Genomic DNA, 24234 nt, shown 5'->3' on the forward strand with positions numbered 1-24234 from the left:
TGTCACTCCTTGAATTCGAAGACGAGCTGAAGCACCTCGGACTGGTGCTTGTCGAGCAGGTCGAAGGCTTCAGGGGCCCGGTCGACGGGCACGACGTGGCTGATGAGAGCGCGCGCGTCGACCTCGCCGCGGTGCACGAGCTCCATGAACGTGCGCTGCAGCCGCTCGACGTCCCAGCGGTGCGCCAGCCACGAGGCGACGCCGCCGATCTGCGAGGAGACGAGCTGGACCTGGTTGTGGTGGAACTCCTCGCCGAGCCGCAGGCCGACGCCGTCGCCCTGGTAGAACCCGGCGGCGACCACCCGGCCGCCCCTGCGCACGGTCCTGATCGCCTCGTGCAGGCCGGCGTTGCTGCCGCTCAGCTCGATGACGCCGTCGGCGCCCTCGACGCGCTTGCGCATGAACTCGGCCACCGAGCCCGAGGCGATGTCGAAGGTCTCGGCGGCGCCGAAGCGCCTGGCCAGCTCCAGCCGGTCGGCGATGGCGTCGGCGGCGACCACGCGGGCGCCGCTGAGCACGGCCATCCGGGTGGCGAGCAGCCCGATGACGCCCTGGCCGAAGACTGCGATCTGGTCACCGAGGTGCACGTCGGCGGCGTGCACGGCGTTGAGCGCGATGGCGCCCACGCGGGCGAAGACGCCGGTCAGCGGGTCGGCGCCGGGCGGCAGCACGTGGCCTTCGAGCTTGGCGGCCGGGACGACGGCCTCGGCGCGGTGGCCCCAGATGCCCCAGACCAGGCTGCCGAGCGGCGGGTCGGCCACGTCGGGTGCGGCCTCGATGACCTCGCCGACCTCCTGGTAGCCCCACCCGGCCAGCGGGTAGGCATGGGTCTGGCCCTCGACGAAGAGCCGGCGCTCGGTGTCCCATTTGCGATTGAGGTAGGGATTGGTGCCGCGGTAGGCGGTGAGTTCGGTGCCCGCTGAGACTCCTGAATAGAGAGTGCGTACGCGCACTGTGCCCGGGATGAGATCGGCGGGCGACTCCAGGCCGACGCGGACATGGCCTGGCTCTTCGAAGGTGATGACGCGCATTCTCCACACTTACGCTTAATGATCAAACAAAAGTCAAAGATTTAGTGATTCTTGGTACGCACTAGTAGCGTTCGTAACACGCTTAAGTCTACGACTTCTGTCGGAGGTGACTGATGAAATTGGGGTTTCTGACAGCGTGTCTTCCGGAAAGCGACCTTACCGACATTGCCCGGTGGGCCGCGAGCCAGGGCTACGAGGCTCTCGAAGTCGCGGGTTGGCCGGCTTCGGATGACCGAAATCACATCAAGGTAGATTGTTTCGACGAGGTAGAAAACGCCCGAGTCCGGCGAATCTTCACGGAGACCGGACTGACGCTTTCCTCGATCGCCTATTACGAGAACAATCTTCACCCTGAGCTAGGGCCGCAGGTGAACGCGCACGTGATGCGCTGCGTGGACGCCGCCGCCGCGCTCGGCTGCCCCACGGTCGGCACGTTCGTCGGCCGCGACCCCGGGCTGCCGGTCCGCGACAACCTCAAGCGCGCCGAGGACGTCTTCGGCCCGCTCGTCGAGTACGCCACCGCCCGCGGGGTCGAGCTGGTCATCGAGAACTGCGTGATGAAGAGCTGGCACCCCGACGGCTATCCGGGCAACCTCGCCTACTCCCCCGAGCTGTGGGAGTGGATGTTCACGCTCGGGCTCAAGCTCAACTACGACCCGTCCCACCTGGTGGCGCTCGGCATCGACCCGGTGGCCGCGCTGCGGCCGTACATCTCGAACGTCGCGCACGTGCAGGCCAAGGACACCCAGCTCCTGCCCGGCGCGATCGACCGTTACGGCTTCTACGGGCCGATCAGCGGCGAGAAGGGCTGGTACCGCTTCCGCGTGCCGGGGCTCGGCCAGGTGGACTGGACGCGGGTGATCGACACGCTGTACGAGGGCGGCTACGACGGGGTGGTCTCCGTCGAGCACGAGGACCCGGTGTGGAGCGGAAGCACGGAGAGGGTACAGACCGGTCTCGGTATCGCCTACCGCACGTTGCGCCATCTCGTGCAGGGGTAAGTGCGGCTTATCCCCAATCAGAGGAGCGTGCCATGCCGACGAAGGTAACCGCCGTCCTCTCCGTCGCCCTGCTGGCCGCCGTCTCACTGGCGGCCTGCGGCGACGACGGTGGCGAGCAGTCAGCGAACAACGAGATCACGGTCTGGACCGAGGAGAACCTCGAGGACCGGATGGCCGTGCAGAACGCGATCGTCACCGAGTTCACCCAGAAGACCGGGATCAAGGTGAAGCTGGTCGGCGTGGCCGAGGACCAGTTCAGCCAGACCATCACGGCCGCGGCGGCGGCCGACGACCTGCCCGACGTGATCGGGGCGCTGCCGCTGTCGTCCATCCGCGAGCTGGAGGCCAACGACCTGCTCGACACCGAGACGCCGGGGAAGATCGTCGACGGGCTCGGCCGCGACACGTTCTCGCCGCGCGCGCTGGAGCTCGACAGCTCGGGCGGGACGCTGCTCGCGGTGCCCAGCGACGGGTGGGCGCAGCTGATCCTCTACCGCAAGGACCTGTTCGACAAGGCCGGGCTGCGGCCGCCGGACACGTACGAGGCGCTGCAGGAGGCCGCCACCAAGCTCAACACCGGCGGCGTCGCCGGCATCACGCTCGCCATCGCCCCGAAGGACTCCTTCACCGCGCAGAGCTTCGAGCACATCGCCCAGGCCAACGGCTGCCAGCTCGTGGACGGCTCGGGCAACATCACGCTGGACTCGCCGCAGTGCGTCAGGGCCTTCGAGTTCTACGCGAACCTGGCCAAGAACCTGTCCGTCAAGGGCAAGCAGGACGTCGACTCGACCAGGGCCACCTACTTCTCCGGCAAGGCGGCCATGACGATCTGGTCGTCGTTCATCCTCGACGAGCTGGCCGGGCTCCGTAAGGACGCGCTGCCGAGCTGCGCGCAGTGCCGCGAGAACCCCGAGTGGCTGGCCGAGAACACCGGCGTGGTCACCGCGCTCAAGGGCCCTGACGGCGCCGCGCCCGCCCAGTACGGCGAGATCGTCTCCTGGGCGATCACCCGCGACGCCGCCAAGGACCCGGCCGGCAGATTCGTGTCGTACATGATGAACGAGGGCTACGAGCGCTGGATCGGGATGGCGCCCGAGGGCAAGTTCCCGACCCGCAAGGGCTTCGAGGCGAAGTGGGACGCGCTGCCCGCCGGCGTCGACACCAAGAAGCCGCTCGCCGACGTCTACCCCGCCGACGTGCTCGACGCGCTGCGCAAGAGCCCCGACACCTTCGCCCGCTGGGGCATCCCGCAGGGCCAGGGCAAGCTGGTCGGCGCCACGATGGGCGAGCTGCCCGTGCCCAAGGCCCTCAGCATGGTCGTGGACGGGTCGCTGACCCCGCAGGCCGCCGCCGCGCAGGCCAAGGCCGACGTCGAGAGCATCAAGCGCGGGATCAGGCAGTGACCGCCACCGGCACACGGGAGCCGCGCACACCGGCCGGCTCCCCGGCCCGCCGGCGGCGCGGGGGCACGCTGCGGCAGCAGGAGGGCCGCGCCGGGCTCGTGCTCATCTCACCGACGCTGATCATCACGCTGGTCGTGGTGGTGCTGCCGCTGCTGTGGGCGATCATGCTGGCGTTCCAGGACGCGCGGCTGATCAACATCAGGCGGGTGGGCGTCTTCGGGCACTACACGCTGGAGAACTTCACGTACGTGATCTCCGAGCCCGGCTTCTGGTCGTCGCTGGTCAACACGCTCGTCTACACCGTCGCGGGGACGGCGCTGTCGATCGCGGCCGGGCTGGTGACCGCGCTCGCGCTGCGCGACAGGTTCAAGGGCCGCACGCTGGTCAGGGCCTCGATCCTGATCCCGTACGTGGCCCCGGTGGTGGCGGTGGCGTTCCTGTGGGAGACGATGCTCAACCCGCAGTACGGCATCGTCAACACCTGGCTGGACGAGCCGATCGCGTTCCTCACCCAGGCCAAGGGCGAGATCCTCGGCGTGCAGGTGCCGGTCGCGCTGCTCACCGTGATCGCGTTCGAGGCGTGGCGGTACTTCCCGTTCGCGTTCCTGTTCATCCTGGCCCGGCTGCAGGCGCTGCCCAAGGAGCTGGACGAGGCCGCCGTGGTGGACGGCGCCACGCCCACCCAGCGCTTCCGCTACGTGATCATGCCGCAGCTGTGGCGCATCATCGCGCTGCTGTCGGTGCTGCGGTTCGTCTTCACCTTCACCAAGTTCGACGACGTCTACCTGCTGACCGGCGGCGGCGCCGGCACGGAGGTGGTCAGCGTGCGCGTCTACAACTTCCTGACCTCGCGCGACGACATCGGCGCGGCCGCCGCCCAGGCGATCGTGCTGGCCGTCTTCCTGGTCGTCTTCCTGGCGATCTACCTCAGGTTCTTCGCGGGAGGCGAACGTGAGCAGGGATAGGTTCGAGCGGGGCCTGCTGAAGGTCCTCAGGCCGCTGGTGATCGCGTTCCTCTTCCTGATCACCGCGTTCCCGTTCCTCTACATGGTGATGCTGTCCGTCCGCGACATCCAGGAGCTCATCCTCGACCCCGGCTCGCTGTGGCCGTCGGCGTTCACCCTGGACACGTACGTGAACGTGCTGACCAGGCAGGGCTTCCTGACCTTCCTCAGGAACAGCGCGATCATCGCGGTCGCGTCGGTGGCGGTGACGCTGCTGATCTCGATCCCGGGCGCGTACGCGGTGGCCAGGCTGCGCTTCTTCGGCCGCCGCCAGGTGCACTTCCTCTTCCTCGCGGTGTACCTGTTCCCGGCGATCGTGCTGGCCATCCCCCTGTTCGTGCTGTTCACCATGATCGGCCTGCGCGGATCTCTTGTGGGCTTGATCCTCGTCTATATCGCGCAGACGGTGCCGGTCACGGTATACATGCTCCGCAACTACTTCGAGACCGTGCCGCAAAGCGTGGAGGAAGCGGCCGCGATCGACGGGTGCACGAGGTTGTCGACCATCTGGCGGGTGGTGCTGCCGCTCTCCAAACCCGCCCTGATGGCCACCGGCCTCTACGCGTTCATGATCGCGTGGAACGAGTTCCTGTTCGCCCTGCTCTTCCTCGTGGAACGGCGGGAGAGCTGGACGGTGTCCTTGGGGCTCTCGCAGCTCGCGGGGAGCATCGAGATACCGACGACGGTCCTGATGGCAGGGTCGGTGGTGCTCACGCTGCCCATCGTGATCGTGTTCTTCGCCAGTGAGCGACTGCTGACGGAGGGCCTCACCGCAGGAGCGGAGAAGGGATAGACCCCCATGCTGACGGCAGGGCAGATCCTCCAGCTCATCCGCCATGGCTCCTGCCGTACCCGTAAAGAGCTCATCGAGCACACCGGCCTGTCCCGCTCGACCATCACCGAGCGGGTCGACCGGCTGATCGCCGCCGGATACATCCACGAGTCCGGCGTCGGCGCGTCAGGGGGCGGGCGGCCGCCCTCGGTGCTCGACGTGCACGCCGCCAGGCGGCTGATCCTGGTGGCCGACCTGGGCGCCACCCACGCCAGGGTGGCGCTCACCGACCTCGCCGCCCGCCCCATGGCGGAAGAGCGCACCGAGATGCGCATCGAGCTGGGCCCCGACGCGGTGCTCTCGTGGGTGCGCGAGGCGTTCCAGCGCATGCTGGACCGGGCCGGGCGGCCCGCCGCCGACGTGTGCGGCATCGGGCTCGACGTGCCCGGCTCGGTCGATCACGTCACCGGGCACGTCATCAGGTCGTTCCTCATGCCCGGCTGGGACGACCATCCCGTGCGCGAGGCCATCAGGGCCTCCTACGACGTGCCCATCCTGGTCGAGAACGACGCCAACGCGATGGCGCTCGGCGAGTGGTGGTCGTCGTGGCGCGGCACCGACTCGCTCGTCCTGGTCAAGGTCTCCACCGGCATCGGCACCGGCATCGTGCTCGACGGGCAGGTCTACCGCGGCGTCGAGGACGCGGCGGGCAACATCGGCCACGTACGCCTGCGCGAGACCGACGACCGGGTCTGCACCTGCGGCTCGCGCGGCTGCGTGGCCTCGCTGGCGAGCGGCCACGCGCTGGCCTCCGACCTCGGCGTGTCCTCCAGCCGCGAGGTCGTCAGGCTCGTGCAGAGCGGCGACGCCGCCGCCATCGCCAAGGTGCAGGAGGCGGGGCGCACGCTCGGCGTCGTCCTCGCCACCGCGGTCAGCCTGCTAAACCCCGGCGTGCTGGTGCTGGCCGGCGACATGGCACGCACCAGGGAGCACTACCTGACCGGCATCAGGGAGACCGTCTACCGGCGCAGCCTGCCGTACACGACCCGCAACCTCGAGATCGTCACCGGCTCGCTCGGCGACCGGGCCGGCATCGTGGGCATGGCGGTGATCGTCATGGAGCACGTGCTGTCGGCCGCCGCCGTCGACACCGCGCTGGCCGAGGCCAGGCGCGACAAGGTCAGCTGAGCGCCTGGCGCAGCTCGCCGGCCGCCGCCACCAGCGAAGGGCCGTACCACGTCAGCAGCCGGCCGCTGACCGGCACGCAGCGCAGCCCGGGGAACGCCTCGGGGCCGTCGCTCGTGCTGAAGGCGTAGGGCTCGTCGGGCAGCACCACGAGGTCGGGGCGGCGGCCGGTCAGCTCGTCGAGCGGGATCTTGGGGTAGCGCTCGGGGTGGCCGGCGTACAGGTTGTCGACGCCGAGGCGTCTGAGCACGTCGCCGGTGAAGGTGTCGCGGCCCACGACCATCCAGGGCCGCCGCCAGATCGGGATGATCGCCGTACGCCTCGGGCCCTCCCACGGCGTGCCCCACGCCGCGCGGGCCTCGGCCAGCCACCCGGGCGGGTCCGTACGGCAGGCGTGCGTGAACATCCGCTCCAGCGACGCGAACGCCTCCTCCAGCGTCGCGATCCTGGTCACCCAGACGGCGACGCCTGACCTGCGCAGCGCCTCGATGTCGGACGGGCGGTTCTCCTCGGCGTTGGCGAGCACCACGTCGGGGCGCAGCCGCAGGATCGCGCCGAGGTCGGGGTTCTTCGTGCCGCGCACCCTCGCCACGTCGAGATCGGCCGGATGCGAGCACCACTTCGTGGCCCCGACCAGCGCGTGCGGCACGGTGGCCGCCACCGACTCGGTCAGCGACGGCACCAGCGACACGATCCGCCGCACCTCGCCGGGAATCTTTACGGTCGTCCCGGTGTCATCCACATTGACAGCCTAGATCGACGGCTCGATGATCTCTTTTGTCGGCACCGGGCCGTAGACTCCAGGCAAAGATCGTTACCTCGATGATCGGGAGAAGACGGTTGGAGCAGGAGTCACTCGGTTTCGACCCCAACACCCCCAGCGTGGCCCGGCTCTACGACTATTACCTCGGCGGGAAGGACCACTTCCCCGCCGATCGCGAGGCGGCCGAGCAGATCCTGAAGGTCGCCCCCGAGCTGCGGGCCGCCGCCAGGGCCAATCGCGCCTTCCTGGGCCGCGCGGTGCGCCACCTGGCCGAGACCGGCATCACGCAGTTCCTCGACATCGGCACCGGCCTGCCCACCCAGGGCAACGTGCACGACGTGGCCAAGAAGGTCGTGCCCGACGCCAAGGTGGTCTACGTCGACCGCGACCCGGTGGTGCTGGTGCACGCCAGGGCGCTGCTCGCCGACCAGGGCGCCGACACCACCGTGATCGAGGCCGACCTGCGCGATCCGGCGGCCATCCTCGCCCATCCCGAGGTGACGCGGACCATCGACTTCAGCAAGCCCGTGGGGCTGCTGCTGGTCGCGATCCTGCACTTCATCACCGAGGCCGAGCGGCCCGGCGAGATCCTCGCCACCCTGCGCGACGCGCTCGCGCCCGGCAGCTACCTCGTGCTGTCCCACGGCACCAGCGACGCCAGGGCCGCCGCCGTCGATCGCGGCACCCAGGTCTACCAGAGCGCCAGCGCCCCGCTCACGCTGCGCGGCAGAGAGCGCATCCGCGAGCTGTTCGACGGGTTCACGCTCATCGACCCCGGGCTGGTGTGGCTGCCCGAGTGGCGGCCCGAGCAGGCCGACGTCATCGACTTCGTCGACGACCCCGCCTCCTCGCTCATCCTGTGCGGCGTCGGCAGGAAGGGCTGAGCCATGCGCGTCGGGCTGGCCGTCCCGCAGTACGGCAGGTTCGCCTCGCTCGCCAGCGTGCTCGAGGTGGCGCGGGCGGCCGAGAAGATGGGCTTCCACAGCCTGTGGGCCGGTGACCGGCTGCTGACCCCGGTGGCGCCGAAGGACCGCTATCCCGGCGGTGACGGCTCCATCCCCGAGGCCCACCGGGTCTTCCTCGACCCGTTCGCGGTGCTGTCGGTCGCCGCGTCCGTCACCACGTCCGTACGCCTCGGCACCAGCGCGCTCAACGCCTGCTGGTACGCACCCGCCGTGCTGGCCCGCTCGCTCACCACCATCGACCACCTCAGCGGTGGCCGGCTCGACGCGGGGCTCGGGCTCGGCTGGTCGTCGGACGAGTACGCCGCCGCCGGCGTGCCGTGGCAGGACCGGGCCCGGCGCTACGACGCCACGCTCGACGCCCTTGAGGCCATCTGGACCACCGACCCCGTCTCGTTCGAGCACGAGCTGTGGACGATCCCGCCCAGCCACATCGAGCCCAAGCCGGCCCGCAGGCCGCCGCTCTATCTCGCGGGCTTCGCCGAGCCCGCGCTGCGCCGCATCGGGCGGCGCGGCGACGGCTGGCTGACGGCCACGCTGCCCATCCCCATGCTGACGGCGATGTGGCAGACCGTGTGCCGGGCCGCGGAAGAGGCCGGGCGCGATCCCGGCGCGCTGCGCATGATCCTGCGCGCCAACCCGATCGTCACCGGCGACGGCCGGCCGCCGAGGAGCGGCACCGTCGCCGAGATCAGCGCCTACCTCGCCGAGGCGGTGGAGGCCGGGGCGCACGAGCTGATCCTCGACCTCCAGCACACCGCCACCGACGACCGCCATCTGCTCGACCTCGCCGCGTCCTTCCAGGACGAGCTGGCCACCCGCCTCGGCTGACCTCTTACTTGAGGGCCGCGAGGGCGGCGTCGTAGTCGGGCTCCTGGGTGATCTCCGGCACCAGCTGCGAGTAGACGACCTTGTTGTCGCCGTCGAGCACGACCACCGCGCGCGCGGCGAGGCCGGCCAGCGGGCCCGACTCCTGCGCCACGCCGTAGTCGGCGAGGAACTCGCGGCCGCGCATCATCGACAGCGTGGTGACGTTCTCGAGGCCCTCGGCGCCGCAGAAGCGGCCCTGCGCGAACGGCAGGTCGGCCGAGATGCAGAGCACGGCCACGTCGGGGTGCTCACCGGCGATCTCGTTGAAGCGGCGCACCGAGGCGGCGCACACGCCGGTGTCGAGGCTCGGGAAGATGTTGAGCACCTTGGTCTTCTGGCCGAAGTCGTCGAGCGTGCGCTCGGCGAGGTCGCCGCCCACCAGCCGGAACGCGGGAGCGGTGTCGCCCGCCTTGGGGAAGGTGCCGGCGACGGTGATGGGGTTGCCCTTGAACGTGACGTCGGACATGAAAAACCTCCTGATGACGATGGTCCCCTGATCTTGCCCAGCAGCGCGATCCTATCGACGCCGGCCTGCCGCTCCGGCGCACCGGGTCGTGCTCAGACGTTGCGCCGGTACTGTCCGCCGACCTCGAACAGGGCGTCGGTGATCTGGCCGAGCGAGCAGTGCCTGGCCGCCTCCATCAGCACCTCGAAGGCGTTGCCGTCGGACATGGCGACCTCGCGCAGCCGGGCGAGCTGGGCGGACGCCTCGGAGCGGTGCCGCTCGTGGAAGGCTTGCAGCCGGTCGAGCTGTGACTGCTTCTCCTCCTCCGTGCCCCTGGCGAGCTCCAGCTTGTGCGGGTCGGCGTCGTCGGAGTGCGCGGGGTTGCGGAAGGTGTTGACCCCGATGATGGGCAGCGAGCCGTCGTGCTTGCGCGTCTCGTACAGCATCGACTCGTCCTGGATGCGGCCGCGCTGGTAGCCGGTCTCCATCGCGCCGAGCACGCCGCCGCGGTCCGACAGCCGCTCGAACTCGGCCAGCACCGCCTCCTCGACCAGGTCGGTCAGCTCCTCGATGATGAACGCGCCCTGCAGCGGGTTCTCGTTCTTGGCCAGGCCCCACTCGCGGTTGATGATGAGCTGGATGGCCATGGCCCGGCGCACCGAGTCGGCCGACGGCGTGGTGACGGCCTCGTCGTAGGCGTTGGTGTGCAGGCTGTTGCAGTTGTCGTAGACGGCGATGAGGGCCTGCAGCGTGGTGCGGATGTCGTTGAAGTGCATCTCCTGGGCGTGCAGCGAGCGCCCGGAGGTCTGGATGTGGTACTTCAGCTTCTGCGAGCGCTCCCCCGCGCCGTAGCGCTCGCGCATGGCGACCGCCCAGATGCGGCGGGCCACCCGGCCGAGCACGCTGTACTCGGGGTCCATGCCGTTGGAGAAGAAGAACGACAGGTTGGGCGCGAAGTCGTCCACCTTCATGCCCCTGGCCAGGTACGCCTCCACGTACGTGAACCCGTTGGCCAGCGTGAACGCGAGCTGGCTGATCGGGTTGGCCCCCGCCTCGGCGATGTGGTAGCCGGAGATGGAGACCGAGTAGAAGTTCCTGACCCCGTTGTGGATGAACCACTCCTGGATGTCGGCCATCAACCGCAGCGAGAACTCGGTGGAGAAGATGCAGGTGTTCTGCCCCTGGTCCTCCTTGAGGATGTCGGCCTGCACGGTGCCCCTGACGGTGGCCAGCGTGCGGGCGCGCAGCTCGCGGTCCTCCTGCTCGCCGGGGTCGCGGCCGTGCTCGGCGCGGAAGCGGTCCCGCGCCTGGTCGATGGCGGCGTTGAGGTAGAAGGCCAGGATCGTCGGGGCGGGCCCGTTGATCGTCATCGACACCGACGTGTTGGGCGCCGCCAGGTCGAAGCCGTCGTAGAGCACCTTCATGTCGTCGAGCGTGGCGATGGAGACGCCGGAGGTGCCGACCTTGCCGTAGATGTCGGGCCTGGGGTCGGGGTCGTGACCGTACAGGGTGACGGAGTCGAACGCGGTGGACAGCCGGGTCGCGGGCTGGCCCTCCGAGAGCAGCTTGAAGCGCCTGTTGGTGCGGAACGGGTCGCCCTCGCCGGCGAACATCCTGGTCGGATCCTCGTCGTCGCGCTTGAACGGGAACACCCCGGCGGTGAACGGGAACATGCCGGGCAGGTTCTCGCTGCGCAGGAACCGGAGCAGGTCGCCGTGGTCGGTGTAGCGGGGCAGCGCGACCCTGGGGATGCGGTTGCCGGAGAGCGTCTCGCGCCACAGCGGCGTGCGGATCTCGCGGTCGCGGATCCGCACCACCAGCTCGTCGGCGCGGTAGCGCTCCTTGAGCGCGGGCCAGGCGTCGAGCAGCGCGCGGCTCTCGTCGCTCAGCTCCCGCTCGGTTTGCTCGGCCAGCTCCGCGAGCCGCTCCGGCTCCGCGCCCTCCCGCAGGCCCTCCCTCAGGCCCTCCCCCAGCAGGTCGCTTACGGCGGCCAGCTGCTGCCTGCGCCTGGCCACCTCCGCCTGGGCCAGCGTCTCGGCGTGGTAGCCGCGCACGGTCTCGGCGATCTCGGCCAGGTAGCGGGACCTCGCGGGCGGCACGATGGCCGCCGACACCTTGGACGTCCGCCCCTCGACCGGCGCCAGCAGCCCAGGACCCGTCGCGCCGGTGAACAGCAGCGGCTTGAGGTGGTGGTAGAGGGCGGTGACGCCGCTGTCGTTGTAGCGGGCGGCGATGGTGCCGAAGACCGGCATGTCCTCGGGCGCGACGCCGAACGCCTCGCGGTTGCGTACGAGCTGGCGGCGCACGTCGCGCAGGGCGTCCTCGGCGCCGCGCCGCTCGTACTTGTTGATCACCACGGCCTCGGCGAAGTCGAGCATGTCGATCTTCTCCAGCTGCGAGGCCGCGCCGAACTCGGGCGTCATGACGTAGATCGGCACGTCCACGTGCGGCACGATGCCCGCGTCGCCCTGGCCGATGCCGGGCGTCTCGACGATCACCAGGTCGTAGCCGGCGGCCCGGCAGGCGGCGATGACGTCGTCGAGGCAGGCGGGCACCTCGTTGGGCGCGCCCCTGGTGGCCAGGGAGCGGAAGTAGGTCTGCGGGCTCAGGCTGTTCATCCTGATGCGGTCGCCGAGCAGTGCGCCGCCGCCGCGCCTGCGGGTGGGGTCGATGGCGATGACGGCGATGCGCAGCTTGTCGTCGTGGTCCACGCGGAAGCGTCTGACCAGCTCGTCGGTGAGCGAGGACTTGCCGGAGCCGCCCGTACCGGTGATGCCGAGGACGGGCGCGCGCCGGTCGGTGGCGTTCTTCAGGCCGTCCAGCAGGTCGGCGGGGGCTCTGCCGCCCTCGATGAGGGTGATCGCGCGGGCCAGCGCCGCCTGGTCGCCGGCCAGCACGGCCTCGGCCGGCGGCGGGTCGCCCAGCTCGACGTCGCACTCCTGGACGAGCTGGTTGATCATGCCGGGCAGGCCGTAGCGCTGGCCGTCCTCGGGCGAGAAGATGCGCGCGACGCCGCGCGAGTGCAGCAGCTCGATCTCCTCGGGGACGATCACGCCTCCGCCGCCGCCGTACACCTTGACGTGGCCCGCGCCGCGCTCGCGCAGCAGGTCGACCAGGTAGCTGAAGAACTCGACGTGCCCGCCCTGGTAGGAGCTGATCGCCACGCCCTGGACGTCCTCCTGGATGGCGGCCGTGACGATCTCGTCGACCGAGCGGTTGTGCCCGAGATGGATGACCTCGGCCCCCTGGGACTGGAGGATGCGCCGCATGATGTTGATCGCCGCGTCGTGCCCGTCGAACAGGGCCGCGGCGGTCACGAAGCGGACGGGGTGTACCGGGACGTGCACGCCTGATCACTCCTTCGTGGAGGCTTCACTTACGAAGATACTAGGACGTCCTACTATTTCCCAAGGGACTCCGGGGTAGGGGCCGTGGCGAGGAGGTGAGGCGATGCGCGCGCTCACGTTCGTGCCGGGCGGCAAGGGCACGCTGGAGGTGCGGGAGGTGCCCGACCCCGAGCCGCGCCAGGGCGAGCTGCTCGTCCAGGGGCTCGCCCTGGGGATCTGCGGGACCGACAGGGAGCTGGAGCAGGGCGACTACGGCTGGCCGCCGCCCGGCGAGGAACGCATGATCATCGGGCACGAGTCGCTCGGCCGGGTGCTGCGGGCCCCGGACGGCTCCGCGTTCTCGCCCGGCGACCTGGTGGTGGGCGTCGTCCGCCGGCCCGATCCCGAGCCGTGCGGCGCGTGCCGCCGCGGCGAGTTCGACATGTGCCGCAACGGCCGCTACACCGAGCGGGGCATCAAGGAGCTGGACGGCTTCGGCAGCGAGCTGTGGACGATCGAGGCCGCGTACGCCGTCCGCGTCGATCCCGCTCTGGACACCCTCGGCGTGCTGGTGGAGCCCGCCTCCGTGGTCGCCAAGGCGTGGGAGCAGATCGAGCGCATCGGCGCCAGGGCCTGGTTCGAGCCGCGCACGCTGCTGGTGACGGGCGCCGGGCCGATCGGGCTGCTGGCGGCGCTGCTCGGCCGGCAGCGCGGGCTGGAGACGCACGTGCTCGACCGGTCACCGCACGGGCTCAAGCCGAGCCTCGTGGAGGAGCTGGGAGGCATCTACCACTCGTCCTCGACGCTGGAGGACTTCCAGCAGGCCAAACCGGACATCATCATCGAGTGCACGGGTGCGGGGCAGCTCGTCATCGACTCGCTCACGACCACCGCGGCGGTGGGCATCGTGTGCCTGTGCGGGCTGGCTCCCGGCGGGCGCACGCACCGCGTGGACGCGGGCGTCATGAACCGGGACATCGTGCTGGAGAACGACGTGGTCTTCGGGACGGTCAACGCGAACCTGCGGCACTTCCGCGCGGCTGCCGAGGCGCTGGCGCGGGCCGACCAGGGGTGGCTGGAGCGGCTCATCACCCGGCGGGTGCCGCTGACGCGGGCGCTGGAGGCGTTCGAGCCGGCCAAGGACGTCAAGGCGGTGATCGACCTGACGGCCTAGCCCTCGTCGTACGGCCTGCGCCGCCTGGGGGCGTGCTCGGCGGCGGAACCTGATCCGGCGGGCACCCGCGGACGGGCGGGACGCGCGGGCGCCGCGCCCTGGGCCTTGGCGGGCTGGGGCCGAGCGGGCTGGGAAGGAGCGGGCCTGGGTTGCGGCCTGGCGGGCTTGCGCGCGTCGCCCTTGGCGGCTCCCTCGCCCGCGAACGGGTTTCTGGGAGACGGGACGCGCTGGATGTCCGGGGCGCTGGAAGGGCGGCGGCCGAGCCACGGCCATGCGAGGCGGCGGTGGGTGCCACGGCGGCGGGTGACGCGCAGCGAGAGGATGATCGTCGTCAGCACCATGACGGCCAATAACGCGGGCGGCGTGCCCAACACGTCGAAGGGCGAGCCGTGCCCGGTCTGCGTCCGCGGCGGCGAGACGAAGGGCTGCTCGGTCGAGCGGATCTCCTCCTGGTCGGCCTTGGCCTTGACCAGGCGCGGGATCCCGTAGCCCACGACCTTGTCGGTCTCTCTGGTCTTGCGTTTGAGCCAGACGCGATCGACGTTCGCCTCGATGGTATGGATCTTCTTGCCGGACACCCGCTCGACGACGCCGACGTGGTCGATGCCCTTGTAGCTCTTGCCGCCGCGCCAGTCGAAGAAGACCAGCGCGCCCGGCTCAGGACGCTGGCTCCACGCGTCCTTCTGGATGAACCAGGCCGCGTGGGAGGGCGTCCAGGCGAACTCCCCGACGTAGTCGGTGACGCCGGCCTTGTCCGCGGCCCAGGCGAGGAACATGTCGCACCACGGCGCGTCGCGGTATTGGGTGTCTTGGACACGATCGGCGTACCACTGGCCGAACTTGGTGAACTGGCCGCTCTTCTCCTTGTATCCGAGTTCCTGTCGCACCGTCTTCAGCAGCTTGTCGGCGATCGGGTCCAGCGTGACTCCTCCCAGAAAACCGGCGAATCACGATGGACTGTAGTAGCGCCATCGCGAATGCGCGCGGGTCACCAGGAAAGTGTCACCCTATGAGCCGAAATTTCGGTTGTGTTACTGCTGATGCTGATGAGACGGGCTACTACGTGATTTAGGAGCCGGCGCCCACGCGGTAGACGGTCACGTCCCCCGCACCGGGTGCCACGACGTCGGCCACGATCACGGTGACGTTGTCGGGCGAGCCGCCCTCGTTGGCGAGGTCGATGAGCCGCTGGACGGCCGCCGCCGGGTCTGCCACATTGGTCAGCACCTCGTGCAGGACCTCGGGCCCGAGCACGGCCGTGAGCCCGTCGGAGCAGAGGAGGTAGCGGTCATCAGGCTCGGCTTCGCGCAGCGCCATGTCGGGCTCCGCCCGGCCCTCGCTGCCCAGCACGCGCAGCACCATCGACCGCCGCGGGTGCACGGCGGCCTGGTCCTCCGTGATGCGCCCTTCGTCCACCATCGACTGCACAAGTGTGTGATCCTTGGTCATCTGGTAGAGAGCACCATCGCGAAGCAGATATCCGCGGGAGTCACCGAGATGAGCCAGGGCGAAGCGGTAGCCGTCCCAGAGCATGGCGGTCACCGTGGTCCCCATCCCCCTGCGGGCGGGGTCGATGTCGGCCAGCTCGACCAGCCTGCGCGCCGCCTCGTGCACGGCGCCCTCCAGGGCCGCCTCGAGGTCGGCGCCCGTCTCGGGAAGCGTGGCATCCAGCTCGCGCATGACGGCGATCGCCGCCGAGCTCGCCAGCTCGCCGGCCGCGTGTCCACCCATCCCGTCAGCCACCACGAGCAACCGGCCGCTCGCGTAGCCAGAATCCTCGTTCTGCTCCCTGCGGCGGCCCACATCTGATCCGGCGGCATAGCGGATGTTGTGCTTCATACCCTGCAGTAAATCATTGGTTGAAAGACTTCACAAGCAGATGCGCTGAAGACTCGTTGTGAACTACTGTGGGCTCCATGAGCCACGACCCGACCGTCAACGCCGGGGACATCGCCCGGCTCGCCGGCGTCGGGCGGGCCGCGGTGAGCAACTGGCGCCGTCGCCACGACGACTTCCCCCAGCCCATCGGCGGCACCGCCAACCAGCCGCTGTTCTCGCTGCGGCAGGTCGAGTCATGGCTGCGTCGCTATGGGAAGTCCTACCAGGTCTCCCTGGGAGATCGGGCGTGGCAACGCCTGAAAGCCGCCGGAGATTTGCGCCTGGGCGAGCTGGTGGCCCGCGCGGGAGCGCTGCTGACCGGCGCGGCCCACGCCGCCGGCGACGGCCAGGCGGCCGCCTCCGGCCAGGAAACCGCAGGTCATCCTGGGGCGCTCGATCCCGAGCTGACCGGGCTCATCCTGGAGCTGGGCAAGGAGCTGGGGCCGCTGCGGGCGTACGAGTTCCTCTGCGAGCGCTATCTCGAGGCTCACTCGCGCCAGCTCTCGATCACCCGCGACGACGTGGCCGCGCTCATGGTCCGGCTGACCGGGGCCGAGGACGCCACCGTGCTCGACCCCGCGTGCGGCGTCGGCACGCTGCTGCTGGCCTCCAGCCGCGCGGGCCGCATCCTCGGCCAGGAGCTCAGCGAGACCTCCGCCGCCATCGCCGCCTCCCGGCTGCGGCTGCGCGGCGTCGAGGCCACGATCGTGGCCGGCGACTCCATGCGCCGCGACGGCTTCGCCGGTGAGCGGGCCGACGCGGTGGTGTGCGACCCGCCGTTCAACGAGCGGGCCTGGGGCTATGAGGAGCTGACCGGCGACCCCCGCTGGGAGTACGGCCTGCCGCCCAGGGGCGAGCCCGAGCTGGCCTGGGTGCAGCACTGCCTCACCCACGTCAAGCCGCGCGGCCTGGTGGCCATCCTGATGCCGCCGGCCGCCGCCAGCCGCAAGGCGGGCCGCCGCATCAGGGCCAACCTGCTGCGCGCGGGCGCCCTGCGGGCCGTCGTGGCGCTGCCCGGCAGCGACCTGTGGCTGCTGCGCCGCCCGGCCGCCGGTGAGCGCCCGCCGTCGGAGGTGCTGATCCTCGACGCCACGGCCGACCTGTCGGCGGTGGAGCCGGCCTGGCAGGCGTACGTGGAGGACCGTTCCGACCAGACCGTCCGCATCATCGACCTGCTGGCCGACGAGGTCGACATGACCCCGGCCAGGCACCAGCGGCGCGACGACGTGGGCCGGGCCTTCGCCGAGGCCCGCGACCGCTTCCTGGCCGCCACGGCGGTCCCGCCGGACCTGAAGGTGCTGGAGCAGCCGCTCGACCAGCCCGCCACGACGCTCGGCGACCTCATCAAGGAGGGCCTGGTCACCACCTCGCAGGCGCCGCCCAAGATGGCCGCCGACGGGGGCGACATCCCGGTGCTGACCTCCGACGACCTGCTCAACGGCGGCTCGCCGTCCGGCTCGACCACCATGCAGCAGGGCCTGGTGCCGATCAGGGCGGGCGACGTCGTGGCCTCCTACTCCGCCGTCCGCGTGATCGCCGACGGCGGGGCGGTGCTCGGACCGCACCTGACGCTCTACCGCGTGGACGGGCGCCGGCTCGACCCCGACTTCCTCGCCGGGTTCCTGCGGGCCGCGGGCGGGCGGGTGACGACCGGCTCCAGCAGGTTCGACGTGCGCCGCACCCGGCTGCCCCGGCTGTCGCTGAAGGAGCAGAAGGCGTACGGCGCGGCGTTCCGTCAGCTGGCCGTGCTGGAGGACGCGATCCGCGAGACCTCGACGCTGGGGCAGACGCTGATCCGGCTGGGCCTCGACGGCCTCGCCGACGGCCACCTGCACCCGCAGTCCTGACGGTGTAGTTTTCTCCGGAAGGCTGCGGGAGAGGGGGTTTATGGTCATCGGTGACCGCTACGAGCTCGACGACCTCCCTCTCGGGCAAGGCGGCATGGGCGCCGTCTACGCGGGCCATGACCGCCACCTCGACCGCAGGGTGGCGGTGAAGCTGCTGCGCCTGCCCAGCGGCCCCGACCACGAGCTGGAGCGCCGCTTCATCAGGGAGGCGCGGATCCTCGCCAGGCTGGAGCATCCCGGCGCTCCCGTGCTCTACGACTTCGGCACCCACGAGCAGCGGCTCTACCAGGTGATGCAGTTCATCGAGGGCGTCACCGTGGCCGACCTGGTGCACGAGCACGGGCCGCTGCCGGTGCCGTGGGCGGCGGCGATCGCGGCGCAGGCGTGCGCGGTGCTGTCGGCGGCCCACGCGCTGTCGATCTGCCATCGCGACCTCAAGCCGACCAACCTCATGCTCTGCCCCGACGGCAGCGTGAAGGTGCTGGACTTCGGCCTGGCGATGCTCAGGGACTCCGACGTGACGACGTTCACCAGGATCGGGCAGATCCTGGGCACGCCGGCGTACATGGCGCCCGAGCAGATCCAGCACGGCGTCACCGAGCCGCGCAGCGACCTCTACTCCCTGGGCTGCGTCCTGCACGAGATGCTCTCGGGGCGGCAGCTCTTCACCGGGCCGACCGACTACGTGGTCTTCGAGAAGCAGGTCAAGGAGCGCCCGCCGGATATCCCCGGGCTGCCCGAGCCGCTGGGCGCGTTGCTGGCGCAACTGCTGGAGAAGCAGCCCGCCGACCGCCCCGCCGACGCCGACGAGCTGTACGAGCGCCTCGACCCGTTCGCGGTGGCGCTGCCCATGCTGCCCGGCTTCCTCACCACGGCGCCGAGCCCCGGCCGCATGTACGCCCGCATGGCCGGCCGCGCACTCACCGGCTGAACCGGTTCCCCTCCGCGCCACCTCGGGAAACGGCCTCCGAGCACCTGAGATCGCGCTCTCACGGATAACGCATTCGTTATGTAACTCCCGTTGACAGAGCCCTGTGAGCCCAGCGAATCTTCTGAGAGAGCGCTCTCTCACCCACCCCTTTGCAAGAGACCCAGGAGGGTTTCGATGGCCCCTCGCATCCATCGGCTCGGCCTGCCCCTGCTCACCGCGTCCGTCCTCGCCCTGGCGACGGCCTGTGGCGGAGGCGGCGACGGCACCGCGGCCGAGTCGAGCGCCAAGCCAGGCGAGAAGATCAAGCTGACCGTCGACCTGTTCGGCGACTTCGGCTTCCAGCCGCTCTACGAGGAATACAAGAAGACGCACCCGAACATCGAGATCGTCGAGAACGTCACCCAGTTCAACGACCACCACAGCAACCTGGTCAAGCGGCTGGCGACCAACGCGGGCGCGGGGGACGTCGCCGCGGTCGAGGTCGGCTACATCAGCACCTTCACCGCCCAGCCCGGCAAGTTCGTCGACCTCAAGCAGTACGGCCTCGACAAGCGCCGGCCGGAGTACCTCGACTGGAAGTGGCAGCAGGGCCTGTCCAAGGACGGCGCGCAGGTCCTCGGCCTCGGCACCGACGTCGGCGGCCTGGCCATGTGCTACCGCAAGGACCTGTTCAAGAAGGCCGGGCTGCCCGACGACCGCGAGAAGGTCTCGGCGCTCTGGCCGACCTGGGAGGAGTACATCGCGACCGGCAAGAAGTTCGCCGCGGCGAACGTGGCCGGCGCCAAGTTCGTGGACTCGCCGGGTGAGATCTTCCGTGCGATGGTCAACCAGGCGCCCGTCGGCCTGTACGACGACCAGGACACCATCATCGTCGAGTCCAACCCCGACGTGAAGAAGGCCTGGGACCTGTCGAACCAGATCACCCAGGAGGGCCTGACCGCCAAGCTGGCCGCCTTCTCCCCGCCGTGGAACACCGGCTTCGCCAAGGGCTCGTTCGCCACGATCATCTGCCCGGCCTGGATGACCGGCTTCATCCAGGAGCAGGCCAAGGACTCGGCCGGCAAGTGGGACATCGCGGCCGTGCCGGGCGGTTCGGGCAACAGCGGCGGCTCGCACCTCATGGTGCCCAAGCAGAGCAAGCATCCGAAGGAGGCGGCCGAGCTGATCGACTTCCTCACCTCCAAGGAGAACCAGGCCAAGGTCTTCAAGGAGGAGGGCACGTTCCCGTCGATCCCCTCGCTGTACGACGACCCGTCGATCCAGGGCTTCACCAAGCCGTTCTTCGGTGACGCCCCCATCGGCAAGATCTACTCCGAGGCCGCCAAGGCGCTCAAGCCGCAGCACCTCGGCCCGAAGGAGGCCGACGTGCGCACCGCCATCGGCAACGGGCTCGGCCGCGTCGAGCAGGGCAAGCAGACGCCGGACGAGGCGTGGGCGCAGGTGCTCGAGGACGTCAAGAAGATCAAATGAGCTCGCTTCCTCTCGCGGTCACGCAGAGGCGTAGGCGCAGCGTGCGGCACACCCTCGACGTGAGGGTGTCGCCGTACGCCTACGTGGCCCCCTTCTTCCTGCTGTTCTGCGCCTTCGGGCTCTTCCCGCTGGTCTACACGGCCTGGGTGAGCCTGCACGAGTGGACGTTGCTGTCGGAGACACAGGAGTTCATCGGCCTCGGCAACTACTCGACGCTGCTGGCCGACTCCTACTTCTGGAACGCCACCTTCAACACCCTGTCCATCGGCATCCTGTCCACCGTGCCGCAGCTCGCGCTGGCCATCTGGCTCGCGCACCTGCTCAACCGGCGGCTGCGGCTCCAGACGTTGTTCAGGGTCGCACTGCTGCTGCCGAACGTCACCAGCGTGGTCGCGGTGGTCGTGATCTTCAGCCAGCTCTTCGGCCGCGACTTCGGCATGATCAACTGGCTCCTGTCCTGGTTCGGGGTCGGCCAGATCGACTGGGCGGCCGGCACGGCCAGCTCGCACGTCGCGCTCTCGGTGATGATCATGTGGCGCTGGACCGGGTACAACGCGCTGATCTTCCTCGCGGCCATGCAGGCCGTACCGCGCGATCTGTACGAGGCCGCCACCCTCGACGGCGCGAGCAGCTTCACCCAGCTCCGCCGCATCACCATCCCCATGATCCGGCCGACGATCATCTTCGTGGTCATCGTCTCGACGATCGGCGCGATGCAGATCATCGCCGAGCCGATGCTGTTCGGGCAGAGCAGCGGCGGCGGTGGCGGCATCGCCACGGGCGGGCCCGACCGGCAGTTCCAGACGCTGGCGCTGTTCGTCTACGAGCAGGGCTTCGCGAACGCGACGTTCGACTTCGGGTACGCCTCAGCGGCCTCCTGGCTGATGTTCGTGGCCGTGGTGGTCGTCGCCGGCGTCAACTTCCTCCTCACCCGTCGCGTGAAGGGCGGTCTGCTGTGAGGCTGCGTTACCTGACCCTGACCGCGGTGGCCTTCTTCTCCGCCTTCCCGCTCTACTACAGCGTCGTGGTGGCCTCCAGGCACAACTCGGCGCTGGCCGAGGTGCCACCGCCGCTGCTGCCCGGCGGCAACTTCTTCGCCAACGTGGCGCGCGTCTTCGACACCGTGCCGTTCGGGCTGGCGCTGCTCAACTCGGTCATCGTGGCCGGCTCGATCTCGATCGCGGTGATGTTCTTCTCGACGCTGGCCGGGTTCGCCTTCGCCAAGCTGAGCTTCAGGGGCAGGAACATCATGCTGGTGATCACGGTCGCGACCATGATGGTCCCGGCGCAGCTCGGCATCATCCCGCTCTACATGCTCATGGTGAAGCTGGAGTGGACCGGCACGAACTACGCGCTCATCGTGCCCGCGCTGGTCAACGCGTTCGGCGTGTTCTTCATGACGCAGTACCTCCAGCGCGCGCTGCCCACCGAACTGCTGGAGGCCGGGCGGGTGGACGGCTGCACGACGTGGCGGCTGTTCTGGCACGTCGTGCTGCCCACCGCGCGGCCGGCGGCGGCGGTGCTCGGCATGCTGACGTTCATGTCGGCCTGGAACGACTACTTCTGGCCGCTGGTCGTGCTCACCCCGGACAACCCCACCGTCCAGGTGGCGCTGTCGACCCTGGCCAGTGGTTACGTCAACGACTACGTGCTCGGCCTGGCCGGCACCGCGATCGGCACGCTGCCGCTCGTGGCGGTCTTCGCCCTGTTCGGCAAGCAAATCATCGGCGGAATCATGCAAGGAGCTGTTAAGGGATGATCTTTCCCGAGGACTTCGTCTGGGGAGCCGCCACGGCCTCCTACCAGATCGAGGGGGCGGTCAAGGAGGACGGGCGGGGCCAGTCGATCTGGGACACCTTCTCCCACACCCCCGGGAACGTGGCCGACGGCGACACCGGCGACGTGGCCTGCGATCACTATCACCGCTACCGCGACGACGTCGCCCTGATGCGCGAGCTGCGACTGGCGGCCTACCGGTTCTCGGTGGCCTGGCCGCGCATCCAGCCCGACGGCGAGGGGGAGATCAACCCGCGCGGCCTGGCCTTCTACGACAGGCTCGTGGACGAGCTGCTCGCCTCCGGCATTTCGCCTTATGTCACGCTTTATCACTGGGATCTCCCCCAAGCCCTGGAGGACCGGGGCGGCTGGACGAACCGCGACACCGCGTACCGGTTCGCCGACTACGCCCAGGCCGTCCACGACCAGCTCGGCGACCGCGTCACCGACTGGGCCACGCTCAACGAGCCCTGGGTGGCCGCGTTCCTCGGCTACGGCAACGGCGTGCACGCGCCGGGCCGCCGCGATCCTGGCCAGGCGCTGCGCTCGGCCCACCACCTGCTGCTCGGCCACGGGCTCGCGGCCCGGCGGCTGCGCGAGTCGGGCGCGGGCCGCATCATGCTCGTCGTCAACTCCGCGCCCGTGCTCACCCCGGACCAGGTCAACGACCCGTCGGCGGTGGCGGGCGAGGCGGACGCGGCGGCGGCCCGGCGCATCCACGCGCTGCTGACCCGGCAGTTCCTCGACCCGGCCGTGTACGGGACGTACCCGGAGGAAGTGCTCGCGGCGGCGGAGCGCAACGGCGGCACCGCGCACATCCAGGACGCCGACCTGGAGCTGATCAACGCGCCGCTCGACCTGATCGGCATCAACTACTACAACCCGTGCGTCGTCGAGGCGGGCCCCGGGCTGCCGGCCGACGCCGCCTGGCCGGGCTCGGAGGGCGTCAGGTTCGCCCCCGCGGACGCGCCCACCACCGCCATGGGGTGGCCGATCGTCCCCGACGGCCTGTCCCGCCTGCTGGTCCGGCTCTCCCAGGACTATCCGCAGGTCGGCCTCATGGTCACCGAGAACGGCGCGGCCTTCGACGACGTCGTCGAGGACGGCAGGGTGCACGACGACGACCGGGTGGCGTACCTGGACGGGCACCTGCGCGAGGTGCACCGCGCCATCGAGGCGGGCGCCGACCTGCGCGGATACCTGGTGTGGTCGCTGCTCGACAACTTCGAGTGGGCGGAGGGCTACCGGCGGCGCTTCGGCATCGTGCACGTGGACTACGCGACGCAGGAGCGGGTGCCCAAGGACAGCGCGCTCTGGTACAGGGACGTCATCGTCAGGAACGGCCTGTAGATTTTTACCGTGCTCTCCCTTCGTGTGCAGTCATGAGACGCCCGACCCTGGAGGCGGTCGCCGCCCGGGCGGGTGTCTCGCGGGCCACCGCCTCCCGCGTCGTCAACGGGCAGACCACGGTCGCGCCCGACATCCGCGACGCCGTGCTGCGCGCGATCGACGAGCTGGGCTACGTCCCCAACTCGGCCGCGCGCAGCCTCGTCACCCAGCGCACCGACTCGGTCGCCCTGGTCGTGAGCGAGCCCGGCAACCGGGTCTTCTCCGAGGACCCGATGTTCTCCACCGCCATCAGGTCGGCCTCGGTGGAGCTGGAGGCGGTCAACAAGCAGGTCGTGCTCATGCTGGTGTCCTCGCCCAAGAGCCACGCCCGGGTGGAGCGCTACATCTCCGGCGGCCACGTCGACGGCGTGATGCTGCTGTCCATGCACGGCGCCGACCCGCTGCCGTCGGCTCTGTCGCGGCTGCGGGTGCCGGTGGTCTCCTACGGGCGGCCCGCCGTGCCGGTCGAGATCCCGTTCGTCGACAACGACAACGTCGGCGGGGCCGAGTCGGGGGTGCGCCACCTGGTCGAGACCGGGCGACGCAGGATCGCCACCATCGCGGGGCCGCAGGACATGATCGCCGGGCAGGACCGGCTGACCGGCTACCGCAACGTGCTGCGCGACTCCGACCGGCGCTCCATCGTCGCGGTCGGCGACTTCACCCGCGAGTCGGGTGCCGTCGCGATGCGGCAGCTCCTGCGCGACGACCCCGCGCTCGACGCGGTGTTCGTCGCCAACGACCTGATGGCGGTGGGCGCGCTGCAGTCGCTGCGCCAGGCCGGGCGGCGGGTGCCCGATGACGTTGCGGTGGTGGGGTTCGACGACATCGAGGCGGCCAAATACACCGAGCCGCCGCTGACCACGCTGCGCCACCCGATCGCGGAGCAGGCGGCGGCCATGGTGCGGCTGCTGCTCAATCTCTTCGAGGGCGGCCCAACCGCCCCGGTCATCCTGCCCACGGAGCTGGTCGTCCGAGAGTCGGCCTGACGTGGGCGGACCGAGGTC

21 protein-coding genes are annotated in these 24234 nt (G+C 70.1%); 15 read left to right on the plus strand and 6 right to left on the minus strand.

The features are described 5' to 3' along the window. Nucleotides 1-2: 2 nt before the first annotated feature. Nucleotides 3-1031: a zinc-binding alcohol dehydrogenase gene (locus AB0K18_RS14880; RefSeq protein WP_364914545.1), complete on the minus strand. Its 1029-nt coding sequence runs from the start codon at nucleotides 1029-1031 to the stop codon at nucleotides 3-5. 113 nt (nucleotides 1032-1144) lie between these two features. On the opposite strand from AB0K18_RS14880, the gene AB0K18_RS14885 reads away from it, so the two are divergent. The 5 genes from AB0K18_RS14885 to AB0K18_RS14905 are packed head-to-tail and all read left to right on the plus strand — an operon-like array spanning nucleotide 1145 to nucleotide 6399. Beyond that, nucleotides 1145-2032: a sugar phosphate isomerase/epimerase family protein gene (locus tag AB0K18_RS14885; RefSeq protein ID WP_364914546.1), complete on the plus strand. Its 888-nt coding sequence runs from the start codon at nucleotides 1145-1147 to the stop codon at nucleotides 2030-2032. 32 nt (nucleotides 2033-2064) lie between these two features. Continuing rightward, nucleotides 2065-3435 (plus strand): extracellular solute-binding protein, encoded by a 1371-nt coding sequence (locus AB0K18_RS14890; RefSeq protein ID WP_364914547.1) that lies wholly within the window; start codon nucleotides 2065-2067, stop codon nucleotides 3433-3435. After that, nucleotides 3432-4400: a sugar ABC transporter permease gene (locus tag AB0K18_RS14895; protein ID WP_364914548.1), complete on the plus strand. Its 969-nt coding sequence runs from the start codon at nucleotides 3432-3434 to the stop codon at nucleotides 4398-4400. The genes AB0K18_RS14890 and AB0K18_RS14895 overlap by 4 nt, the downstream gene beginning before the upstream one ends. Continuing rightward, nucleotides 4387-5232 carry a carbohydrate ABC transporter permease gene (locus AB0K18_RS14900; protein WP_364914549.1) on the plus strand — a complete coding sequence of 282 codons (846 nt, stop codon included), beginning with the start codon at nucleotides 4387-4389 and terminating at the stop codon, nucleotides 5230-5232. The genes AB0K18_RS14895 and AB0K18_RS14900 overlap by 14 nt, the downstream gene beginning before the upstream one ends. A gap of 6 nt (nucleotides 5233-5238) precedes the next feature. Beyond that, nucleotides 5239-6399, plus strand: coding sequence for an ROK family transcriptional regulator (locus AB0K18_RS14905; RefSeq protein ID WP_364914550.1), 1161 nt, complete (start codon nucleotides 5239-5241; stop codon nucleotides 6397-6399). Here AB0K18_RS14905 and AB0K18_RS14910 read toward each other — a convergent pair. Next, nucleotides 6392-7138 carry a helical backbone metal receptor gene (locus tag AB0K18_RS14910; RefSeq protein ID WP_364914551.1) on the minus strand — a complete coding sequence of 249 codons (747 nt, stop codon included), beginning with the start codon at nucleotides 7136-7138 and terminating at the stop codon, nucleotides 6392-6394. The two genes, AB0K18_RS14905 and AB0K18_RS14910, sit on opposite strands and share 8 nt — an antisense overlap. An 80-nt stretch (nucleotides 7139-7218) precedes the next feature. Between AB0K18_RS14910 and AB0K18_RS14915 the strand changes: the two genes are divergently transcribed. Together AB0K18_RS14915 and AB0K18_RS14920 are read left to right on the plus strand one after the other, a co-directional pair. After that, nucleotides 7219-8043 (plus strand): SAM-dependent methyltransferase, encoded by an 825-nt coding sequence (locus AB0K18_RS14915; protein ID WP_364914552.1) that lies wholly within the window; start codon nucleotides 7219-7221, stop codon nucleotides 8041-8043. A 3-nt stretch (nucleotides 8044-8046) separates the two neighbouring features. After that, a complete protein-coding gene (locus AB0K18_RS14920) occupies nucleotides 8047-8952 on the plus strand; it encodes a TIGR03619 family F420-dependent LLM class oxidoreductase (protein ID WP_364914553.1) in 906 nt (301 codons plus the stop codon). A 4-nt stretch (nucleotides 8953-8956) separates the two neighbouring features. Here AB0K18_RS14920 and tpx read toward each other — a convergent pair whose 3' ends face one another. Both tpx and icmF read right to left on the minus strand, forming a co-directional pair. Then, nucleotides 8957-9457, minus strand: coding sequence for a thiol peroxidase (gene tpx / locus AB0K18_RS14925; RefSeq protein WP_364914554.1), 501 nt, complete (start codon nucleotides 9455-9457; stop codon nucleotides 8957-8959). A gap of 92 nt (nucleotides 9458-9549) precedes the next feature. After that, nucleotides 9550-12783, minus strand: a complete 3234-nt coding sequence (gene icmF / locus AB0K18_RS14930; RefSeq protein ID WP_364914555.1) for a fused isobutyryl-CoA mutase/GTPase IcmF — start codon at nucleotides 12781-12783, stop codon at nucleotides 9550-9552. 103 nt (nucleotides 12784-12886) lie between these two features. On the opposite strand from icmF, the gene AB0K18_RS14935 reads away from it, so the two are divergent. Next, entirely contained in the window at nucleotides 12887-13936 is a 1050-nt protein-coding gene (locus AB0K18_RS14935) for a glucose 1-dehydrogenase (protein WP_364914556.1), read from the plus strand. Here the strand turns inward: AB0K18_RS14935 and AB0K18_RS14940 are convergent. Both AB0K18_RS14940 and AB0K18_RS14945 read right to left on the minus strand, forming a co-directional pair. Continuing rightward, a complete protein-coding gene (locus tag AB0K18_RS14940; RefSeq protein ID WP_364914557.1) occupies nucleotides 13933-14823 on the minus strand; it encodes a CHAP domain-containing protein in 891 nt (296 codons plus the stop codon). The two genes, AB0K18_RS14935 and AB0K18_RS14940, sit on opposite strands and share 4 nt — an antisense overlap. A gap of 181 nt (nucleotides 14824-15004) precedes the next feature. After that, nucleotides 15005-15775 (minus strand): protein phosphatase 2C domain-containing protein, encoded by a 771-nt coding sequence (locus tag AB0K18_RS14945; RefSeq protein ID WP_364914558.1) that lies wholly within the window; start codon nucleotides 15773-15775, stop codon nucleotides 15005-15007. A gap of 77 nt (nucleotides 15776-15852) precedes the next feature. On the opposite strand from AB0K18_RS14945, the gene AB0K18_RS14950 reads away from it, so the two are divergent. The 7 genes from AB0K18_RS14950 to AB0K18_RS14980 all read left to right on the plus strand — a co-directional run bounded on the left by AB0K18_RS14950 (nucleotide 15853) and on the right by AB0K18_RS14980 (nucleotide 24216). Further along, nucleotides 15853-17661 carry an N-6 DNA methylase gene (locus AB0K18_RS14950; protein WP_364914559.1) on the plus strand — a complete coding sequence of 603 codons (1809 nt, stop codon included), beginning with the start codon at nucleotides 15853-15855 and terminating at the stop codon, nucleotides 17659-17661. Nucleotides 17662-17701: 40 nt separating this feature from the next. After that, nucleotides 17702-18592 carry a serine/threonine-protein kinase gene (locus AB0K18_RS14955; protein ID WP_355411894.1) on the plus strand — a complete coding sequence of 297 codons (891 nt, stop codon included), beginning with the start codon at nucleotides 17702-17704 and terminating at the stop codon, nucleotides 18590-18592. A gap of 174 nt (nucleotides 18593-18766) precedes the next feature. Further along, on the plus strand, nucleotides 18767-20062 hold the full coding sequence (locus AB0K18_RS14960) for an ABC transporter substrate-binding protein (protein WP_364914560.1): 1296 nt from the start codon (nucleotides 18767-18769) through the stop codon (nucleotides 20060-20062). Then, nucleotides 20059-21021 carry a sugar ABC transporter permease gene (locus AB0K18_RS14965; protein ID WP_364914561.1) on the plus strand — a complete coding sequence of 321 codons (963 nt, stop codon included), beginning with the start codon at nucleotides 20059-20061 and terminating at the stop codon, nucleotides 21019-21021. The genes AB0K18_RS14960 and AB0K18_RS14965 overlap by 4 nt, the downstream gene beginning before the upstream one ends. Beyond that, nucleotides 21018-21821 carry a carbohydrate ABC transporter permease gene (locus AB0K18_RS14970; protein WP_364914562.1) on the plus strand — a complete coding sequence of 268 codons (804 nt, stop codon included), beginning with the start codon at nucleotides 21018-21020 and terminating at the stop codon, nucleotides 21819-21821. Before AB0K18_RS14965 ends, AB0K18_RS14970 begins: the two co-directional genes overlap by 4 nt. After that, on the plus strand, nucleotides 21818-23188 hold the full coding sequence (locus AB0K18_RS14975; RefSeq protein ID WP_364914563.1) for a GH1 family beta-glucosidase: 1371 nt from the start codon (nucleotides 21818-21820) through the stop codon (nucleotides 23186-23188). The genes AB0K18_RS14970 and AB0K18_RS14975 overlap by 4 nt, the downstream gene beginning before the upstream one ends. 32 nt (nucleotides 23189-23220) lie before the next feature. Next, nucleotides 23221-24216, plus strand: coding sequence for a LacI family DNA-binding transcriptional regulator (locus tag AB0K18_RS14980; protein ID WP_364555417.1), 996 nt, complete (start codon nucleotides 23221-23223; stop codon nucleotides 24214-24216). Nucleotides 24217-24234: the final 18 nt, after the last annotated feature.

It is taken from the genome of Nonomuraea sp. NPDC049421 (genome assembly GCF_040677005.1).
Classification (GTDB): Bacteria; Actinomycetota; Actinomycetes; order Streptosporangiales; family Streptosporangiaceae; genus Nonomuraea; species Nonomuraea salmonea.

What these genes read in the sequence shown, in the direction of transcription:
- AB0K18_RS14880 (WP_364914545.1), bottom strand. Translation starts at nt 1,031, where the DNA reads ATGCGCGTCATCACCTTCGAAGAGCCAGGCCATGTCCGCGTCGGCCTG.
- AB0K18_RS14885 (WP_364914546.1), top strand. Translation starts at nt 1,145, where the DNA reads ATGAAATTGGGGTTTCTGACAGCGTGTCTTCCGGAAAGCGACCTTACC.
- AB0K18_RS14890 (WP_364914547.1), top strand. Translation starts at nt 2,065, where the DNA reads ATGCCGACGAAGGTAACCGCCGTCCTCTCCGTCGCCCTGCTGGCCGCC.
- AB0K18_RS14905 (WP_364914550.1), top strand. Translation starts at nt 5,239, where the DNA reads ATGCTGACGGCAGGGCAGATCCTCCAGCTCATCCGCCATGGCTCCTGC.
- AB0K18_RS14915 (WP_364914552.1), top strand. Translation starts at nt 7,219, where the DNA reads ATGATCGGGAGAAGACGGTTGGAGCAGGAGTCACTCGGTTTCGACCCC.
- AB0K18_RS14920 (WP_364914553.1), top strand. Translation starts at nt 8,047, where the DNA reads ATGCGCGTCGGGCTGGCCGTCCCGCAGTACGGCAGGTTCGCCTCGCTC.
- tpx (WP_364914554.1), bottom strand. Translation starts at nt 9,457, where the DNA reads ATGTCCGACGTCACGTTCAAGGGCAACCCCATCACCGTCGCCGGCACC.
- AB0K18_RS14935 (WP_364914556.1), top strand. Translation starts at nt 12,887, where the DNA reads ATGCGCGCGCTCACGTTCGTGCCGGGCGGCAAGGGCACGCTGGAGGTG.
- AB0K18_RS14945 (WP_364914558.1), bottom strand. Translation starts at nt 15,775, where the DNA reads ATGAAGCACAACATCCGCTATGCCGCCGGATCAGATGTGGGCCGCCGC.
- AB0K18_RS14950 (WP_364914559.1), top strand. Translation starts at nt 15,853, where the DNA reads ATGAGCCACGACCCGACCGTCAACGCCGGGGACATCGCCCGGCTCGCC.
- AB0K18_RS14955 (WP_355411894.1), top strand. Translation starts at nt 17,702, where the DNA reads ATGGTCATCGGTGACCGCTACGAGCTCGACGACCTCCCTCTCGGGCAA.
- AB0K18_RS14960 (WP_364914560.1), top strand. Translation starts at nt 18,767, where the DNA reads ATGGCCCCTCGCATCCATCGGCTCGGCCTGCCCCTGCTCACCGCGTCC.
- AB0K18_RS14965 (WP_364914561.1), top strand. Translation starts at nt 20,059, where the DNA reads ATGAGCTCGCTTCCTCTCGCGGTCACGCAGAGGCGTAGGCGCAGCGTG.
- AB0K18_RS14975 (WP_364914563.1), top strand. Translation starts at nt 21,818, where the DNA reads ATGATCTTTCCCGAGGACTTCGTCTGGGGAGCCGCCACGGCCTCCTAC.
- AB0K18_RS14980 (WP_364555417.1), top strand. Translation starts at nt 23,221, where the DNA reads ATGAGACGCCCGACCCTGGAGGCGGTCGCCGCCCGGGCGGGTGTCTCG.